This is a genomic window from Anoxybacteroides voinovskiense (assembly GCF_014196205.1).
Taxonomy (GTDB): domain Bacteria; phylum Bacillota; class Bacilli; order Bacillales; family Anoxybacillaceae; genus Anoxybacteroides; species Anoxybacteroides voinovskiense.
In genome coordinates this window covers 117,423-133,825 of record NZ_JACIDE010000002.1, presented here as the reverse complement: position 1 = coordinate 133,825, position 16,403 = coordinate 117,423, and the positions used below count along the sequence as shown (strand labels likewise).

At 44.0% G+C, this 16,403-nt stretch carries 20 protein-coding genes; all 20 read right to left on the bottom strand.

The annotated features are described in order from the left end of the window. Positions 1–38: 38 nt before the first annotated feature. Entirely contained in the window at positions 39–2,114 is a 2,076-nt protein-coding gene (topA, locus tag GGR02_RS01895; RefSeq protein WP_183183061.1) for a type I DNA topoisomerase, read from the bottom strand. Positions 2,115–2,201: 87 nt separating this feature from the next. Then, the gene (gene dprA, locus GGR02_RS01890; protein WP_183183060.1) at positions 2,202–3,083 is read right to left on the bottom strand and encodes a DNA-processing protein DprA; all 882 of its coding nucleotides are present in this window, start codon (positions 3,081–3,083) and stop codon (positions 2,202–2,204) included. 61 nt (positions 3,084–3,144) lie between these two features. Beyond that, a complete protein-coding gene (gene sucD, locus GGR02_RS01885; protein WP_183183059.1) occupies positions 3,145–4,047 on the bottom strand; it encodes a succinate--CoA ligase subunit alpha in 903 nt (300 codons plus the stop codon). 17 nt (positions 4,048–4,064) lie between these two features. After that, positions 4,065–5,225 carry an ADP-forming succinate--CoA ligase subunit beta gene (gene sucC, locus GGR02_RS01880; RefSeq protein ID WP_183183058.1) on the bottom strand — a complete coding sequence of 387 codons (1,161 nt, stop codon included), beginning with the start codon at positions 5,223–5,225 and terminating at the stop codon, positions 4,065–4,067. 136 nt (positions 5,226–5,361) lie between these two features. Then, positions 5,362–5,637 (bottom strand): EscU/YscU/HrcU family type III secretion system export apparatus switch protein, encoded by a 276-nt coding sequence (locus GGR02_RS01875; RefSeq protein ID WP_183183057.1) that lies wholly within the window; start codon positions 5,635–5,637, stop codon positions 5,362–5,364. Further along, positions 5,634–6,890, bottom strand: coding sequence for a hypothetical protein (locus tag GGR02_RS01870; protein WP_183183056.1), 1,257 nt, complete (start codon positions 6,888–6,890; stop codon positions 5,634–5,636). Before GGR02_RS01870 ends, GGR02_RS01875 begins: the two co-directional genes overlap by 4 nt. Positions 6,891–6,948: 58 nt before the next feature. Next, on the bottom strand, positions 6,949–7,710 hold the full coding sequence (locus GGR02_RS01865; RefSeq protein ID WP_183183055.1) for a ribonuclease HII: 762 nt from the start codon (positions 7,708–7,710) through the stop codon (positions 6,949–6,951). A 71-nt stretch (positions 7,711–7,781) separates the two neighbouring features. Further along, the gene (gene ylqF, locus GGR02_RS01860) at positions 7,782–8,627 is read right to left on the bottom strand and encodes a ribosome biogenesis GTPase YlqF (protein WP_221210650.1); all 846 of its coding nucleotides are present in this window, start codon (positions 8,625–8,627) and stop codon (positions 7,782–7,784) included. 13 nt (positions 8,628–8,640) lie between these two features. Then, positions 8,641–9,192 (bottom strand): signal peptidase I, encoded by a 552-nt coding sequence (gene lepB / locus GGR02_RS01855; protein WP_183183053.1) that lies wholly within the window; start codon positions 9,190–9,192, stop codon positions 8,641–8,643. A 98-nt stretch (positions 9,193–9,290) separates the two neighbouring features. After that, positions 9,291–9,635 (bottom strand): 50S ribosomal protein L19, encoded by a 345-nt coding sequence (gene rplS, locus GGR02_RS01850; protein ID WP_066323742.1) that lies wholly within the window; start codon positions 9,633–9,635, stop codon positions 9,291–9,293. 118 nt (positions 9,636–9,753) lie between these two features. Beyond that, positions 9,754–10,485: a tRNA (guanosine(37)-N1)-methyltransferase TrmD gene (trmD, locus tag GGR02_RS01845; RefSeq protein WP_183183052.1), complete on the bottom strand. Its 732-nt coding sequence runs from the start codon at positions 10,483–10,485 to the stop codon at positions 9,754–9,756. Continuing rightward, positions 10,485–11,000: a ribosome maturation factor RimM gene (gene rimM, locus GGR02_RS01840; protein ID WP_183183051.1), complete on the bottom strand. Its 516-nt coding sequence runs from the start codon at positions 10,998–11,000 to the stop codon at positions 10,485–10,487. The genes trmD and rimM overlap by 1 nt, the downstream gene beginning before the upstream one ends. Before the next feature lie 16 nt (positions 11,001–11,016). Then, entirely contained in the window at positions 11,017–11,403 is a 387-nt protein-coding gene (locus GGR02_RS01835; RefSeq protein WP_183183050.1) for a YlqD family protein, read from the bottom strand. A 43-nt stretch (positions 11,404–11,446) separates the two neighbouring features. Then, positions 11,447–11,683, bottom strand: coding sequence for a KH domain-containing protein (locus GGR02_RS01830; RefSeq protein WP_066323734.1), 237 nt, complete (start codon positions 11,681–11,683; stop codon positions 11,447–11,449). A 10-nt stretch (positions 11,684–11,693) separates the two neighbouring features. Then, entirely contained in the window at positions 11,694–11,966 is a 273-nt protein-coding gene (gene rpsP, locus GGR02_RS01825; RefSeq protein ID WP_183183049.1) for a 30S ribosomal protein S16, read from the bottom strand. Positions 11,967–12,059: 93 nt separating this feature from the next. Continuing rightward, positions 12,060–13,400, bottom strand: a complete 1,341-nt coding sequence (gene ffh / locus GGR02_RS01820; protein WP_183183048.1) for a signal recognition particle protein — start codon at positions 13,398–13,400, stop codon at positions 12,060–12,062. Between the two features lie 13 nt (positions 13,401–13,413). Then, positions 13,414–13,740 (bottom strand): putative DNA-binding protein, encoded by a 327-nt coding sequence (locus GGR02_RS01815; protein ID WP_183183047.1) that lies wholly within the window; start codon positions 13,738–13,740, stop codon positions 13,414–13,416. A gap of 105 nt (positions 13,741–13,845) precedes the next feature. Next, the gene (locus GGR02_RS01810; RefSeq protein ID WP_183183046.1) at positions 13,846–14,220 is read right to left on the bottom strand and encodes a hypothetical protein; all 375 of its coding nucleotides are present in this window, start codon (positions 14,218–14,220) and stop codon (positions 13,846–13,848) included. 104 nt (positions 14,221–14,324) lie between these two features. Further along, entirely contained in the window at positions 14,325–15,275 is a 951-nt protein-coding gene (locus GGR02_RS01805) for a YncE family protein (protein WP_027407958.1), read from the bottom strand. A 241-nt stretch (positions 15,276–15,516) separates the two neighbouring features. Next, positions 15,517–16,248, bottom strand: coding sequence for an RHS repeat-associated core domain-containing protein (locus GGR02_RS17760; RefSeq protein WP_268238427.1), 732 nt, complete (start codon positions 16,246–16,248; stop codon positions 15,517–15,519). Positions 16,249–16,403: the final 155 nt, after the last annotated feature.

The window sequence follows — 16,403 nt, the reverse complement described above, 5'->3', positions numbered from 1 at the left end:
TTCCTCCTCGCATAAAAACGGTGAGAAGCTCTCACCGATTATGATTGTCGTTCTTCTTCGTAGTCACATTTTACACATTGCACTTGTATCCCTTTTTTTAACTTTTTCTCTACGAGCAATCCGTCGCATTTTGGACATGGGCGTGCCAGCGGTTTGTCCCACGACATAAAATCGCATGCTGGATAGCGGTCGCACCCATAAAAGACTCGCTTCTTTTTGCTGCTTCGTTCGACGATATTCCCTTCATGGCACTGTGGACATTTCACGCCAATTTCTTTTACGATTGGCTTCGTATGCCGGCATGCCGGAAAATTGGAACAGGCTACAAATTTTCCGAACCGCCCCATCTTATATACCATCGGACTGCCGCACACGTCACAATCGATGCCTGCGGGTTCGTCTTTTATTTCCACTTCTTTCATTTCTTTTTCTGCGATGTGTAAGCGTTTTTCAAATTCTTGATAAAACTCATCGACGACTTTTACCCATTCCATTTTTCCTTCTTCAATCTCGTCTAAGCTTTTTTCCATTTTCGCCGTAAATTCAACGTCTAAAATTTCCGGGAAAAATTCAAGCATTAATTCCGTAACGATTTCCCCAAGCTCGGTTGGAACGAAGCGTTTATTTTCGAGTACGACGTAATTTCGCTTTTGAATCGTATCTAACGTTGGCGCGTACGTAGATGGGCGCCCAATGCCAAGTTCTTCAAGCGTTTTGACGAGCCGTGCTTCCGTATAGCGTGGAGGTGGCTGCGTAAAATGTTGCTTTGGCTCAATATCTTTCCCAATAACCGTTTCCCCTTCTTTTAGTTCTGGAAGCAATCGGTCTTGTTCGTCCGTTTGGTCGTCCGTTCCTTCGACATACACTTTCATAAAGCCTGGAAATTTTACTTTTGAGCCGTTTGCTCGGAACAAAATCCCGCCATTTTCTAAATCGACGCTCATCGTATCTAACAGTGCCGGCGCCATTTGACTTGCGACAAATCGCTCCCAAATGAGCTTATATAACCGAAACTGATCGCGGCTTAAATACGGCTTTACCGACTGCGGGTCACGAAATACTGACGTCGGACGAATCGCTTCGTGCGCATCTTGGGCATTGGCGCTTTTTTTCTCTTTTCGCTTTTCTTGTGCTACGTAGTCTTTGCCGAATGTAGACTCGATATACGAAAGCGCGTCTTGTTGTGCAGTTTCTGATACGCGCGTCGAGTCGGTGCGCATATATGTAATTAACCCGACCGTGCCATCGCTCCCGAGGTCAATGCCTTCATACAGCTGCTGCGCTAACATCATCGTCTTTTTCGTCCGGAAGTTCAGCTTGCGCGCTGCTTCTTGTTGCAAGGACGACGTCGTAAACGGCGGCACTGGATTTCGTTTTCGTTCCTTTCTCGTTACCGCCTTTACAGTAAAATGGTTCCCGTCGAGACGCGCCAATACTGTTTTCACATCAGCTTCATTTCGTAACTCGAACTTTTGTCCGTCCATTCCGTAAAAAGACGCAACAAACACTTCGTTTCGTTTCATAAATTCCGCTTGAATCGACCAATATTCTTCCGGTTGAAATGCTTGAATTTCTTTTTCGCGGTCGATAATAAGCCGCAAAGCGACCGATTGCACTCGGCCAGCGCTTAACCCTTTTTTCACTTTTTTCCAAAGCAGTGGACTAATATTGTAACCTACCAGTCTGTCAAGTACACGTCGCGCCTGTTGGGCATCGACTAAATGCATATTGATTGCCCGCGGATGCTGAAACGACTCACGAATAGCATCTTTCGTAATTTCGTTAAAAACGACGCGGCAATCCGAATGAATATCTAGATCTAACATATGGGCAAGATGCCAAGCGATTGCCTCCCCTTCTCGGTCAGGGTCAGCCGCTAAAAACACTTTTTTCGCTTTCTTCGCCGCCGTTTTCAGCTCTTTAATCACCGGACCTTTGCCGCGAATCGTAATGTATTTCGGTTCGTAATCGTTGTTTATATCAACGCCCATTTGGCTTTTTGGCAAGTCGCGAATATGTCCCATCGATGCTTTTACTTTATATTTTTTTCCTAAGTAACGCTCAATCGTTTTTGCTTTTGCTGGTGACTCGACGATGACGAGATATTCTGACATACTTAATCCTCCCTTAAGAGGTAAAATTAAAATCTTCATTATTATTAATGATTACATAGGCATTTGTCAAACATGATGTGAAAAATTTTATCTTATTGGAAATATATGTTCGAATTCTTCCATAATATCTTGCGCCGTTCGAACAAGTTTTGCTCCTTGTTGAATCAGTTTATTCGTTCCGTTTGCCTGCTCTAAAAAAATCGAACCAGGCACAGCAAATACTTCTCTCCCTTGCTCCAAGGCAAGAGAGGCGGTAATGAGCGAGCCGCTTTTTTCTTTCGCTTGTACGACGACCGTCCCGAGCGATAAACCGCTAATGATACGGTTTCGCAACGGAAACTGCCATTTTTGTGGTTTCGTTTGCGGCGGATATTCCGAAAGAATCAGATGGTCGTGCATTAACTGTTCTGCGAGCGCACGATTTTGCTTCGGATAAATATGCTCTATTCCCCCTGCGATGACGGCAATCGTCTTTCCGTGTTGTTCAACCGTTAGTTCATGTACTGCGGTATCAATACCTAACGCAAGGCCGCTGACGATCGTCCATCCTGCTTGAATAAGGGGCGGAAGGATCGTCTTTAACGCGCGAATCCCTTCGGCTGTCGGCTGCCTCGTACCAACGACGCTAATCATTTTCATGCCCGAAAGCCATTCTAGTTTTCCTTTTGCATACAGCACCCACGGTGGCTGAAAAATATGCTTTAGCCAGTTCGGGTAACCGTCATCGAAAATCGTAATAACATGAATATGTTTATCCTTATATGTTTTTATCATACTTTTGATAACAGGGGAATGTAAATCTTGGAAAAACGAAGAATTTCGTTCGGGAAAAATCGACATCGTGGAAGCAGGAAGAGAAAAAAAAGAGGAAAGTGTTGGGTCAATACGTAATAATTCGTCGATTGTTTTCCAGCCGACACCACGGCAATGATGAAGATGAATTAACCGTTCCCGGACAGATGAATACATCGAATCTTCCTTTCTTTTATAAAATGGAAAAATCGTCCCGCATCACGCGGGACGGATTCGATTAATGTGTTTTACATTTTTCGTAAAGACCTTGCTCTTTTAACACAGCAATTAACGTTTCGCCAATCACAGCAGGTGTTTCTGCTACTTTAATGCCGCATTCGTTCATTTTCTTAATTTTTTCCGCAGCCGTTCCTTTTCCGCCGGAGATGATCGCACCAGCATGTCCCATTCGTTTTCCTGGAGGGGCTGTTTGCCCGCCAATAAAGCCGACAACTGGCTTTTTCATGTTCGCTTTTACCCATTCCGCTGCTTCTTCTTCTGCCGTACCGCCGATTTCGCCAATCATAATGACGGCATACGTTTCTTCGTCTTCATTAAACGCTTTTAAGACGTCGATGAAGTTCGTACCGTTGACTGGGTCACCACCGATACCAACCGCTGTCGATTGACCGATGCCAGCTTGTGTTAATTGATGGACTGCTTCGTACGTTAACGTACCAGAGCGCGAAACGATGCCGACGTGCCCTTTTTTATGAATGTAGCCAGGCATAATGCCGATTTTGCATTCTTCTGGTGTAATGACACCAGGGCAGTTCGGGCCGATTAGGCGCGTTTTCTTTCCTTCCATGTATCGTTTCACTTTCACCATGTCAAGAACAGGAATCCCTTCCGTAATACACACAACAAGGTCTAAGCCTGCGTCCACCGCTTCCATAATCGCATCTGCCGCAAACGCTGGTGGAACGTAAATAACAGAAGCGTTCGCCCCTGTTTTTTCTACCGCTTCAGAAACGGTGTCAAATACTGGAACGCCTTCAATTTCTGTGCCGCCTTTTCCTGGAGTAACTCCACCGACAATTTTCGTTCCATATTCTAACATTTGTTTCGTATGGAACAACCCTTGTGACCCTGTAATTCCTTGCACGATGACTTTTGTGTCTTTATTAATAAAAACGCTCATTCTTCTCCCTCGCCTTCTTAACGTACTAGCTCGACAATTTTTTGTGCGCCATCTGCCATCGATTCAGCCGCAACAATGTTTAAGCCAGATTCTTCTAAAATCTTTTTCCCTAACTCCACGTTTGTCCCTTCTAAACGGACGACAAGCGGAAGTTCAAGGCCGACTTGCTTCGTTGCTTCGACAATGCCGCTCGCGATAACGTCACATTTCATAATGCCGCCGAAAATGTTCACGAAAATACCTTTAACGTTCTCATCCGATAAAATGATTTTGAACGCTTCCGTTACTTTTTCAGCTGTCGCACCGCCGCCGACGTCCAAGAAGTTGGCTGGTTCGCCGCCATAATATTTAATAATGTCCATCGTTGCCATCGCAAGGCCAGCACCGTTGACCATGCAGCCGATATTTCCGTCTAAGGCGATATAGTTTAAGTCGTATTTCGATGCTTCGATTTCTTTCGGATCTTCTTCGTCTAAGTCGCGATATTCGAGCACGTCTTTATGACGATATAACGCGTTAGAGTCGAAGTTTAATTTCGCATCTAGCGCCATCACTTTGCCGTCGCCTGTCACGACAAGTGGGTTGATTTCCGCGATCGAGCAGTCTTTGTCGACAAATACTTGATATAAGCCCATCATGAATTTGACCGCTTGGTTGACTAGCTCTTTTGGAATGTTAATGTTGAACGCCATGCGGCGCGCTTGGAACGCTTGCAATCCTACCGCTGGGTCGATGTATTCTTTAAAAATTTTCTCCGGCGTTTTCGCTGCCACTTCTTCAATTTCCGTTCCGCCTTCTTCGGAACCCATTAGCACTACACGAGAAGTTGCGCGATCAACGACTAAGCCGATGTAATATTCTTTCTTAATATCGCAACCTTCTTCAATCAGTAAGCGCTTCACTTCTTTTCCTTCTGGACCTGTTTGGTGCGTAACAAGCACTTTTCCTAACAGTTCGCTTGCGTATGTACGAACTTCTTCCAAGCTTTTTGCAACTTTTACCCCTCCAGCTTTTCCACGACCGCCAGCATGGATTTGCGCTTTGACAACGCAAACGGCGCTACCTAATTCTTTCGCTGCTTCTACCGCTTCTTCCACGGTAAACGCCACGCGGCCGTTCGGTACGGCAACCCCATAGCTTCTGAGGATCTCTTTGCCTTGATACTCATGAATATTCATATCCCATCCTCCTATGTATAAAAAGTACTAGCGCTTTCATTGTATAATGTGAGTTTCCATATTGTCTACCATTTCGACATAAAATCAAAAAAATTCTTATAACAAAGAAGAGTTGTTTTCTAAAGAAAACAACCCGCTACTTTTTCTCGCGAAGCGTCCGTTCGAGTTGATAAACGAATGCAAACAGCTCGGCAACGACTTTATATAGCTGTTCTGGAATCGCCTCATTTATTTCTAGTTCGCTTAACAATTGAACAAGCGACGGGTCTTCTTGAATCGGAATACCATTCGCTTTGGCGATGGCAATGACTTGTTCTGCCACCTGCCCTTTTCCTTTCGCGACAACGACAGGTGCGATATGTTCTTGAGGGTTGTACGCTAAAGCAACGGCTTGTTTTCTTTTTTCGTTCATATGCGATAGTCTACCCCCGAATAATTATTCAATACTCGTAAAAATAATTCATCACGCCCTCTTTTTTCTGGCGCTCTGTTAACTTTAACCGTCGACAGTGTATAGCCAAAAGACGCAAGCCGTTCTTTCAACAACGGCTGCATAAGCGCGACGAAATGCTCCAGCTGTGGCATATCGTTCCATATCGAAACATGAACGACGCTATGTTGAATACGGACATCGAGCGCGATTTCTTTTAGGGTAGGAAGCTGTAAATAAAACAATAACCGACAATAGTGCGGATCAAGCTCACCGGTTTGTTTTTTTCGCGTTTGCCAATGGATGGTGACGTCCGTCTGCTCTCCGAAAAGAAACGGCAGTTGAATAACTAACGGTTGGATAGGGCCTTGTTCATGGGAAAGCAACTGTTGACCGGTCAAACGATGAATAAGTGTATCGATTTGTTTTGTTAACGTTTCGTCATTAGTTTCTTGTTTTGCGCGCAACAAAAGCGGTTTCAAGCTTTCGAGCGTTTGGGAAGTTTGCGCGTTTTTGGCTATGCTCGCTTCGTACTCCAACCCGAGTGATTTGACTAACGATTTCATATGTTTAGCAACTAATTGCGGCAGTTCATTTCCGCCTTTGTCGTCTAATAAAAAATGACTCATCCGCTCTAGCTCGTGAAGAAGCAATTGTTGCCCTTCTGATAGCGACTGTTTTGGACTCATTTGCAGGGAGCGCTGTAAATGAAGGAGCTGCGCTGCAAGCGGTTCCGGGCTTTGCACTGCTTTTAAGGCGAAGAAGACTGTTTCTGTCACTGGTAGACGATTCGTAAACATCATTTGCAACGCGCGAAAGTTGACGTCTTTTTCCGGTGTGGCTAACAGCCATTTTTCCGCTTGAACCGCTTCTGCTTTCGTAAAAGGCAGTTGCTTTTGCAACAAAAAACGAAGGAGCGGTTCCATTTCACGAGAAAGCCGCCATTTGTTCACTAGTTGTGTTGCCGTCTGCTCAATCGTTGCTTCGTTTCGTTCACTAGCTAACCGTTTAAGAACGATCGTGTCTTCTTTTTTCGTGACTTGAAACGAATAAAATTGACCAGCTTGCAGCGGCGTCTGTATCTCGGCTTCCATCAGCTCCCCACCAATTCTTACAAACGCCATCCCGTTCGCTCCGATTTTTTCTACTTTTCCGTAGACGACTTGACCATTTTGCAAAGTGCTAGCCACCGCTGGCCAACGCTGTTCCATCAAGCCGTCAATCCGTGGAATCATCGTCTCCCACTTCCTCTCTATCACAAAACTTGCGCAAAGATTTGCGAAGAATGGCGCCTTATACTAGTTCTCTCACCGGCGAAAACGAACGGCGGTGGTGCTCGGTAACCCCGTATGTGCGAATCGCTTGTAAATGGTATTCCGTCCCATAGCCCATATGTTTCTCAAACCCGTATTGCGGATATTGCGCGCCAAGCTGTTTCATGATGGTATCACGCGTTACTTTCGCCACAACGGAAGCTGCCGCAATCGAAACGCTGTTCGCATCCCCTTTAATAAGGCTTTGTTGTGGAATGGCAAGCGGAAGTTCCATCGCATCAATAAGCAAATACTCCGGTTTTGGCGTGAGTTGCTCAACCGCTTGTACCATCGCTTTTTTCGCTGCTTGATAAATGTTAAGTTCGTCAATTTCTTTCGCTGACACAATTCCAACACCAATCGAAATCGCGGTCGCTTGAATTTGGGTAAACAACGTTTCCCGTTTTGCTTCTGATAGCTTTTTGGAGTCGTTTAACCCAGGCAAATACGCATCTTGTGGCAATATTACCGCAGCCGCGACAACCGGACCAGCAAGCGGTCCCCGCCCTGCTTCGTCGATGCCGGCAATCGAAGTAATTCCTTTCGTATAAAGCGATTGCTCATATTGCGACATTTGTTCCCACTGCACTCGCTCTTTCTCAGCATTTTCTTTTTGCTTTCGCCAGCGAGCCAACAGCTTTTGTACACTTTTTCGTTCATCACAAGCGATTTCTTGAAAAAGCGGATGAGTTTCGTCTAATGTTAGTAATAGTTGTTCGATTTCTTTTACCGTGCGTTTCATTGAAGCTCGTTCCTTTCTATTTTTTATATCGGCACATTCATAAAAAAAATAAAGCCCGGTTTGTTCGGGCTTTACGGTTTCTCAAAGCTGAGGCGGCCGAGTTTTTCTGTTCGGATATCGCGAAGGACAAGTTCCGCCACTTTATCGTAATCGACCGCTCCGCCGCTTGTAAGGCAGCCGCGGCGTTTGCCGATGGCGTCAAACAACTCGACGATGTCGTCTGGAATGTCCGTAAGCGAATAGCGCTCTTTTAAACGTGCTGGATAGTGCTCGGATAAAAAGCGGAGCGCATACACGGCAACGTCTTGCAAATTTAAAATCGTATCTTTAATTGCGCCGGTTGTCGCCAGTTTCAAGCCAACTTCTTCGTCTTCAAACTTCGGCCATAAAATCCCTGGCGTATCTAATAGCTCCATTTCCTTTCCGACTTTAATCCATTGTTGTGCTTTTGTTACCCCTGGCTTATCGCCTGTTTTGGCGATATGTTTGCCGGCAAGTCGGTTAATGAGCGTCGATTTGCCGACGTTCGGGATACCGACGATTAGCGCGCGCAACGGGCGTGGATTTTTAATCCCTTTTGCCGCCATTTTTAAAAACTTTTCTTTCGTCATTTCTTTCGCCGCCGCAACGATTTGTTTCATGCCTGTCCCTGCTTGCGAGTCAATCGCAATGGCCTGCAATCCTTGCTCGGCAAAAAACGAAATCCATTCGTTTGTTACTTTTTCGTCCGCCATATCCGCTTTATTGAGCAAAATAATGCGCGGCTTGTTCGTTAAAATTTCGTCAATCATCGGATTTCGTGACGAAAGCGGAATACGTGCATCTAACAGTTCGAAGACGACATCAATCAGCTTTAGTTTTTCTTGCACTTCTCGTTTCGCTTTTGCCATATGGCCAGGAAACCATTGAATGGTCATTGCATTCACCTACTTATTTCATCATGCGGGCATCCGAAAGCGGCCAGTATACAATGCTCGCTCTCCCTACGACTTTTTCCATTGGGATAAAGCCAATATGCCGGCTGTCTTTGCTAAAGCGCCGGTTATCGCCCATTACAAACAAATAGCCTTTCGGAACGGTTTTTCTGCCCGTAATTTCTTCAAGTGTAAACGACTCGGTGAGCGGTCCGTCTACTAGCTGTTTTTTATATTCATCTAAATACGGTTCTTTATACGCTTTTCCATTGACATATAACGTATCGTCTTTATATTCGATATGATCGCCTGGCAAGCCGATGACCCGTTTAATATAATCTTTCCCTTCTTCCGCATGAAACACGATAATATCAAACCGGTGTGGTTCACCAATTTTGTACGCAAGCTTGTTGACAATCATTCGGTCGTGATCATGAAGGGTTGGCATCATCGATAGCCCGTCAACAATAATCGGCGCAAAAATAAAATAGCGGATTCCTCCAGCAAGAAGTACAGCGATGACGATCGCTTTCAGCCATTCCCACGTTTCGTTTTTTTTCTTTTCCATCCTTCTCCCACCTACATGTTCAAAATGGAGAAACGTCCATTTCGTCGTTTCCTCGTATTAGAAAAAAGGAGCTTGAACTCCAAGCTCCTTGTCTTTCTTTAGCGAATTTCTTTGATGCGGGCAGCTTTCCCACGAAGTTGACGCAAGTAGTAAAGTTTTGCACGACGGACTTTACCGCGGCGAACAACTTCTAATTTTGCGATTTTTGGTGTGTGCACAGGGAATGTACGCTCTACACCTACACCGTAAGACACTTTACGAACGGTAAACGTTTCGCTTACACCTGCACCGCGGCGTTTAATTACAACGCCTTCGAATACCTGAATCCGTTCACGGTTTCCTTCGACAACTTTGACGTGAACGCGCACTGTGTCACCAGGGCGGAAGTCAGGTAAATCTGTTCGCAATTGCTCTTTTGTGATTTCCTGAATTAAATGATGCATCGTTTCCACTCCTTCCAACAGATGCTCATACTAATGATTAGCAGCGGAACATCGTTTTAACGACTTAAGCCTAAGTCACAAAGATTATACTAGCATAAAGGGGTATCGTATGCAATAGTTACCGTTCGTTTTTTTGAAATTCTTCGAGCCATTTTTTTTGCTTGTCCGTTAATTCGTATTGCGCTAACAAATCCGGACGGCGCAAAAACGTCCGCCGCAACGATTCTTTTTGCCGCCATTCGTCGATTAAGCGATGGTTGCCTGATAAGAGTACATCGGGAACTTTAAGCCCGCGAAAGTCGGCTGGGCGCGTATATTGTGGATGCTCTAATAATCCAGAACTGAATGAATCGTGCACAGACGACGCTTCGTTTCCAAGTACGCCTGGCAACAGACGGACGACGCTGTCGACGATGACCATCGCCCCTAATTCTCCGCCAGTTAGTACATAGTCGCCAATCGAAATTTCATCGGTCACTAAATGTTCGCGAATGCGCTCATCATACCCTTCGTAATGTCCGCAAATGAGGATAAGGTGCGACTCTTTCGCCAACTCCTCCGCCTTTTTTTGCGTGTAGCGCTCCCCTTGCGGACAAAGTAAAATGATGCGCGCATCGTTTTCTTTTGTTAAATGAGCAACGGCGTCAAAAATCGGTTGTGGCTTTAACACCATGCCTGCTCCACCGCCGTACGGATAGTCGTCCACCGTTTGGTGTTTGTTGTCGGCGAATTCACGGAAATTGACGACGTTAATCGAAACCGCTTGTTTTTCTTGCGCCTTTTTTAAAATCGATTCGTTCAGTACGCCGGTAAACATATTCGGGAATAACGTTAAAATGTCAATGTTCATCAGTCAAGCAGTCCTTCCATTGGGCGAATCGTAATTTGTTTATCGCGTACATTGACGTCGATGACGACGTCTGCGATATACGGGATTAAGGCGTCTTTCCCGTTTTTTCGCTCGACAACCCAAACGTCGTTTGCCCCTGGGGTTAAAATTTCTTTCACAACGCCAATCGTTTCGCCATCTTCGGTGGCGACGGTACACCCGATAATTTCATGGAAATAAAATTCCCCTTCGCCAAGTTTCCTAAGCTGGCTTTCTGGCACTTTTAATATGCCGCCTTTAAATTTTTCGACGAGGTTAATGTTGTCGTATCCTTCAAACGATAATAAATCAAACGATTTATGGACGCGGTGGCTTTTTACTTTTACTTCGATTGGTTGTGAAGCGTTGTCCATAAAAAGATAGAGCGTATTGCCGATTTTATAGCGCTCGTCGGCGAAATCGGTTTTAGAAATGACGCGCACTTCGCCGCGAATGCCGTGCGTATTAACGATTGTGCCGACATGAAACCATTTCATCGTTCTCACCTCTTTTTCAGCGAATTTCTTTCACAATGCCGTCTTCAATGATGATGGCGCGCGTGTTCATTATATCGTCCCAACGGTCACCGATTTGGACGTCCACTAGCGCTTGTACTTCCCGTTCTTTTAGTTCGCTTCCTAACGGTAGGATGTGTAATTGTTCGAGCTGAAACTCCAATAATTTGATTTTTTCAAGCCGATCGTCAATTTCTTTCGTGAAATATTGTTTTAAAATCGTCGGCGAATATTTGGCGGATTTTTCGAGGCGCTTTTGTTCAAAACGAAGTTGGTCGCATTCTTGTTGCAGTTTTCGCTTGCGGGCAGAAAATTTTTCGTGCAGTTCTGCGCGGCTTTTTTCAGTTAAAATTTGCTTCACTTCAACGGTTTGGATAATTTTCATAGCGACACCCCTCAAACGGTAATAAAAAAGGGGAGGATTTCCCTCACCCTTTGTCGTTAATTTGCACGATGACGCGCTTCGGTAGATCGGATGCCGCTGCATATACAACCGTTCGAATCGCGTGAATCGTGCGTCCTTGCTTTCCGATTACCTTTCCGATGTCTTCTTCATGAACGGATAACGTATAGGTAATCGTCTGTTCGTCCGCAGTTTCCGTAACAACAACCTCGTCTGGATAATCGACAAGCGCCCGTACAATCGTTTCAATTAGCGGCTTCATTTACATCACATTATTTGCCGTATTTTAAGTTGTGGAATTTTTCTAAAATTCCTTGTTTCGAAAGCAAGTTGCGAACCGTGTCCGACGGTTTTGCCCCGTTTTGTAGCCATTTTAATGCTAGGTCTTCGTTGATTTTCACTTCTGCTGGCTCTGCCACTGGGTTGTACGTACCGATTGTTTCGATAAAGCGGCCATCACGTGGAGAACGAGAGTCCGCTACAACAATACGATAGAAAGGTGATTTTTTCGCACCCATGCGTTTTAAACGAATTTTTACTGCCATTTTTTCTAGCACCTCCGTAAATAGTTCACACAAGATAGTATATTAGCAATAATCGTGTAGTTTGTAAAGTGTTTTTTCTTAACACATTATTCCCTACATAAACGGGAATTTAAACCCTTTTTTCTTTCCTTTTGTCATCGTTGTCATCATTTTCATCATTTTTTTCATTTCTTCAAATTGCTTTAATAACCGGTTCACTTCTTGAACCGACGTGCCGCTTCCTTTAGCGATTCGCTTTTTGCGGCTGGCATTAATAATTTCTGGGTTGGCTTTTTCTTCTTTTGTCATCGAGCGAATAATTGCTTCGACGTGTGCAATTTGTTTTTCATCGATTTGAATGTTGTTTAAGCCTTTGATTTTATTCGCGCCAGGAAGCATTTTTAAAATTTCATCCAATGGTCCCATTTTGCGCACTTGTCCGAGCTGTTCGAGGAAGTCATCGAACGTAAACGACATCGTGCGCATTTTTTGTTCGAGTTCTTTTGCTTTTTCTTCATCGACCGCCGCTTGTGCTTTTTCGATGAGCGTAAGCACATCCCCCATGCCTAAAATACGGGAAGCCATCCGCTCCGGATGAAACGGCTCAAGGGCATCCATTTTTTCGCCCATCCCGACGAATTTAATTGGGGTGTTGGTGACCGCTTTAATCGATAGCGCTGCCCCACCGCGCGTATCGCCGTCCAGTTTCGTTAAAATGACACCGGTTAAGCCGAGCTGCTCGTTAAAGCTTTGCGCCACATTGACGGCGTCTTGTCCAGTCATCGCGTCGACGACGAGGAAAATTTCATCCGGTTTCGTCAGCTCTTTGATTTGTTTCAATTCATCCATTAACGCTTCATCAATATGAAGCCGCCCAGCGGTGTCAATGATAACATAGTCGTGATGGTCTTCTTTCGCTTTCGCAATCGCTTGTTTGGCGATTTCGACTGGGCTGACTTGATCGCCGAGGGAAAATACCGGGATGTTTAGCTGTTTGCCGAGCGTTTCAAGCTGCTTAATGGCAGCCGGACGGTAAATGTCGGCAGCGACTAACAGCGGCTTCCGGTTATATTTTTTGCGCAATAAGTTCGCTAATTTTCCGGTCGTCGTCGTTTTTCCGGCCCCTTGCAAGCCGACCATCATAATGACGGTTGGCGGGCGAGTGGCGACGGCGATTTTACTTTGTTCTCCGCCCATAAGCGCCGTTAGTTCTTCTTTGACGACTTTAATGACTTGTTGGCCTGGCGTTAAGCTTTTTAGCACTTCTTGGCCAACCGCGCGCTCGCTGACGCGTTTAATAAAGTCTTTAACGACTTTAAAGTTTACGTCCGCTTCTAAAAGCGCAAGCCGGACTTCGCGCATCATTTCTTTCACATCGGCTTCCGTCACTTTTCCTTTGCCGCGGATTTTGTTCATCACGCTTTGCAGACGGTCGGCTAATCCTTCAAATGCCATACGTTACCGCCTCCTACTCTAGTTTCTCCAATGCTTCAATCGTTTCCCATAGTTTGTCGTCGGCATATTGTTTCGCTATTTCCTTCAGCCGCTTGATTAGCTGTTGCCGCGCTTGAAACTTTTGGAACAATGCGAGTTTTTCTTCGTATTCCTCGAGCATCGCTTCCGTTCGTTTAATGTTATCGTAAACGGCTTGCCGGCTGACTTCGTACTCTTCTGCAATTTCGCCGAGGGAGTAATCGTCTAAGTAATAAAGCGACATATAGCTTCGTTGCTTCGGGGTTAACAACGACTGATAAAAATCGTACAAATAGTTCATTCGCGTTGTTTTCTCAAGCATCGAACTCCCTCCCCGCTTGTTAAGTAAAATACCTTTACAAACATTTAGTGTACCGTCTTTTCCGCAAAGTGTCAAGGGTTAGGGACTTAATCCTTCTTATTTTCTTCATCGTCCTAATCGTATAAAAGGCGGATGCACGTAACTTCCTTCTCGATGAATCGATGAAAAAATGACAAAAATGGTGTGGTCGTTTAAAAGCATCCGTCCTTCTCCGTCCCATGTGTATTGATAACGGTCGTCTTGTAGAAGGTTGCCGGCTTCATCATACGTAAATCCTTCGACTTCGTTCGCGGCGTTAAACGTAAGCGTCTTGCCATGCGGATTTTTCAAGTTCCCCGCCGCGTCGTAGTCGTATTGAACCGTGTTGCCTTGGTACGCCCATGACTTCAAACGGTTGGCAAAATCGTACGTAAACGTATGCGTGTTCACGCCGTCAAAGTACGTCACGATATTGCCATCCGCATCGTATCCGTACGTCAAATCCAACGCGTCGCCGATGACACGCTAACCAGTTAATCTTCCCTTATGTTGTGATCAATCGACACGTGCTTATCTAATAAAAATAACACTTGCAAATATTAACTTTAAAAACGTTGTGGCAAATTATTCTCAAAGACGTATCCGCACTCCCAAGTACCAACTAGCAAATATTGATCATCGTTGCTAAATTCAGCAAAACTCGCATATGGGACACTCTCAATCCATATCGTTTTTAAATCTTCATATCTTAGAATCACAACACTTTCACTATAAGTCAGTACAATAAACCTTCCATCTTGGGATTGATGAAGGTGTCGGAAAAAACCAATTTGTCTCTCGGTGAAACGATTACCAACAATGTGTACTTTCTTTAAAACTGATTTACAGTCAGAATCCATTAATATGACTTCATAGTCGTTTACTAAAATATAAACATCGTGAACAGGGTCGAAAACGACAGAATCCCAGATAGGAACTTCCGAATGACTTTTTAACTCAATGGGCTGTTTATTAATAGGTTCCTTTAATTTAACAATTCTATTCTCTCTATAATCCATTTCATTTACATAACTTAATGTAAACAAATGTTCATTCCGATCTCTTACAAATTGATGATAGTAAATAAGTGTATCGTCATTCTTAAATTTTGTAAGAACCATATACTCCCCTGTATGAATATGAATCGCTCCAATTTGTCGCCCATTATTGGTTTCTACAGCTGAAAGAATCAAGGGATGGTCTTTAGTGAAATTCACATCTCCTTCCACTAACTTAAAAGATTTTTTGGATTGTACTTTTCTAACTAATTGAAAATCTGCCGTACGATAAACACATATAGTACCTGTCGTACTTTTAATTAACAAATAGTTATTGTCTAAGGAAAATCTTATATCTTGTGGATAATTCGGTTTGTTCAGTTCGGCAACCTTTTCCCAAGTTGTTATATCGTAAACGATTGTCTTATTATTCATGTTATGACATAAAAATCGTTTGTCTCCCGATAGTCTTATGCTATAGGAGGTTTTTAGCTTTTTTATTAATTTCATTTGAAACATATTTTGTTTACTCCTTCAATGAGAAATTTAAGTGGATGTTTATGTAAATTTTCAAATTCGTTATAATGTTTATCTAAACAATAAAGGACATAGAGATTAACATAGAGCAATGGTTTCGTTTTACTGACACTTTTCCCCTGTTTATAGTCATACTCACTCTCTATGTTAATCCCCATTTACACATCCATGCTTAAGAATCCGTGGTTAACGATGTCCTAAAAAGTTATTTTAAATTTATAATTTAGAATGGTGAGAGGAAACTCTGCACTTCTAACCATGTTCTAATTGCTTCAAGAGCAGCGACAACTCTCTTTCGGTTCACTTTTCGGCCATATTTTGTATTATAAACAGAACCTATAATGGTATTAACTGCTTGGTAATATTTTGTTGTATGCAGCCTTCTATGCAGCCCGGTTTTGATCCTAACTAAGTTTTCTTTATCATTTACGCCGATTCCAACTTTCTCCAATATCCGTCGAGCTGGTTCTGCTTTTCCAGCCTTTTGTGCAACTATATGGTGTAATTCAGTTTTAGATTTATACTTCGGCCTTTTCTTTACTCTAGCAAAACTTTGTTCAATTAGTTTCGATACAGCATCAAGTGTCTGAACCGCATAATAAACTAATCCAACACCTAGAACCGCTAATGCGGCAGCATAAATTACAGGAATGGCAACAGCAAAATATCCATTAGGATCCATCATCATTACTGGATTATCATTCGCATACGTATACGCATTTTGAGTGATCGGATCGTCTTGGTCCCCCGGATCTGGATCCCTTGAAATAAACCTCGCTGTCTCCGGATCGTAATACCGCGCTTGAAGGTAATACAATTTCGTTTCTTTATCATAATAATACCCGGCATATCCCAGTGGTTGTCCAGAGTCAGCCGCATCTTCAGAAGCAGACAGGACTTTGCCCCACGGGTCGTAGCTGTAATTCGCAACCGCCGCACCGTTCTCATCGACAATGCGGACGACATCACCACGGTAGTTCGTGACGTATTAGAACGTATCGCCATTCGCATTCGTGACACGTGCCTAACACTCTTTACGAGGCGTCTTAATATAAGGACATTTTTGTTGATGCAGATCCGTATTCACTAATCACCGAATATTTCCCCATT

Coding starts and splice junctions, on each gene's coding strand:
- ffh (WP_183183048.1), bottom strand. CDS start 13,400: ATGGCATTTGAAGGATTAGCCGACCGTCTGCAAAGCGTGATGAACAAA.
- dprA (WP_183183060.1), bottom strand. CDS start 3,083: ATGTATTCATCTGTCCGGGAACGGTTAATTCATCTTCATCATTGCCGT.
- rpsP (WP_183183049.1), bottom strand. CDS start 11,966: ATGGCAGTAAAAATTCGTTTAAAACGCATGGGTGCGAAAAAATCACCT.
- GGR02_RS01870 (WP_183183056.1), bottom strand. CDS start 6,890: ATGATTCCACGGATTGACGGCTTGATGGAACAGCGTTGGCCAGCGGTG.
- ylqF (WP_221210650.1), bottom strand. CDS start 8,627: ATGACCATTCAATGGTTTCCTGGCCATATGGCAAAAGCGAAACGAGAA.
- GGR02_RS01805 (WP_027407958.1), bottom strand. CDS start 15,275: ATGTTTCAAATGAAATTAATAAAAAAGCTAAAAACCTCCTATAGCATA.
- GGR02_RS01830 (WP_066323734.1), bottom strand. CDS start 11,683: ATGAAGCCGCTAATTGAAACGATTGTACGGGCGCTTGTCGATTATCCA.
- lepB (WP_183183053.1), bottom strand. CDS start 9,192: ATGGAAAAGAAAAAAAACGAAACGTGGGAATGGCTGAAAGCGATCGTC.
- GGR02_RS01815 (WP_183183047.1), bottom strand. CDS start 13,740: ATGCTTGAGAAAACAACGCGAATGAACTATTTGTACGATTTTTATCAG.
- topA (WP_183183061.1), bottom strand. CDS start 2,114: ATGTCAGAATATCTCGTCATCGTCGAGTCACCAGCAAAAGCAAAAACG.
- sucD (WP_183183059.1), bottom strand. CDS start 4,047: ATGAGCGTTTTTATTAATAAAGACACAAAAGTCATCGTGCAAGGAATT.
- GGR02_RS01865 (WP_183183055.1), bottom strand. CDS start 7,710: ATGAAACGCACGGTAAAAGAAATCGAACAACTATTACTAACATTAGAC.
- trmD (WP_183183052.1), bottom strand. CDS start 10,485: ATGAACATTGACATTTTAACGTTATTCCCGAATATGTTTACCGGCGTA.
- GGR02_RS01835 (WP_183183050.1), bottom strand. CDS start 11,403: ATGAAAATTATCCAAACCGTTGAAGTGAAGCAAATTTTAACTGAAAAA.
- GGR02_RS01875 (WP_183183057.1), bottom strand. CDS start 5,637: ATGAACGAAAAAAGAAAACAAGCCGTTGCTTTAGCGTACAACCCTCAA.
- rplS (WP_066323742.1), bottom strand. CDS start 9,635: ATGCATCATTTAATTCAGGAAATCACAAAAGAGCAATTGCGAACAGAT.
- rimM (WP_183183051.1), bottom strand. CDS start 11,000: ATGAAATGGTTTCATGTCGGCACAATCGTTAATACGCACGGCATTCGC.
- sucC (WP_183183058.1), bottom strand. CDS start 5,225: ATGAATATTCATGAGTATCAAGGCAAAGAGATCCTCAGAAGCTATGGG.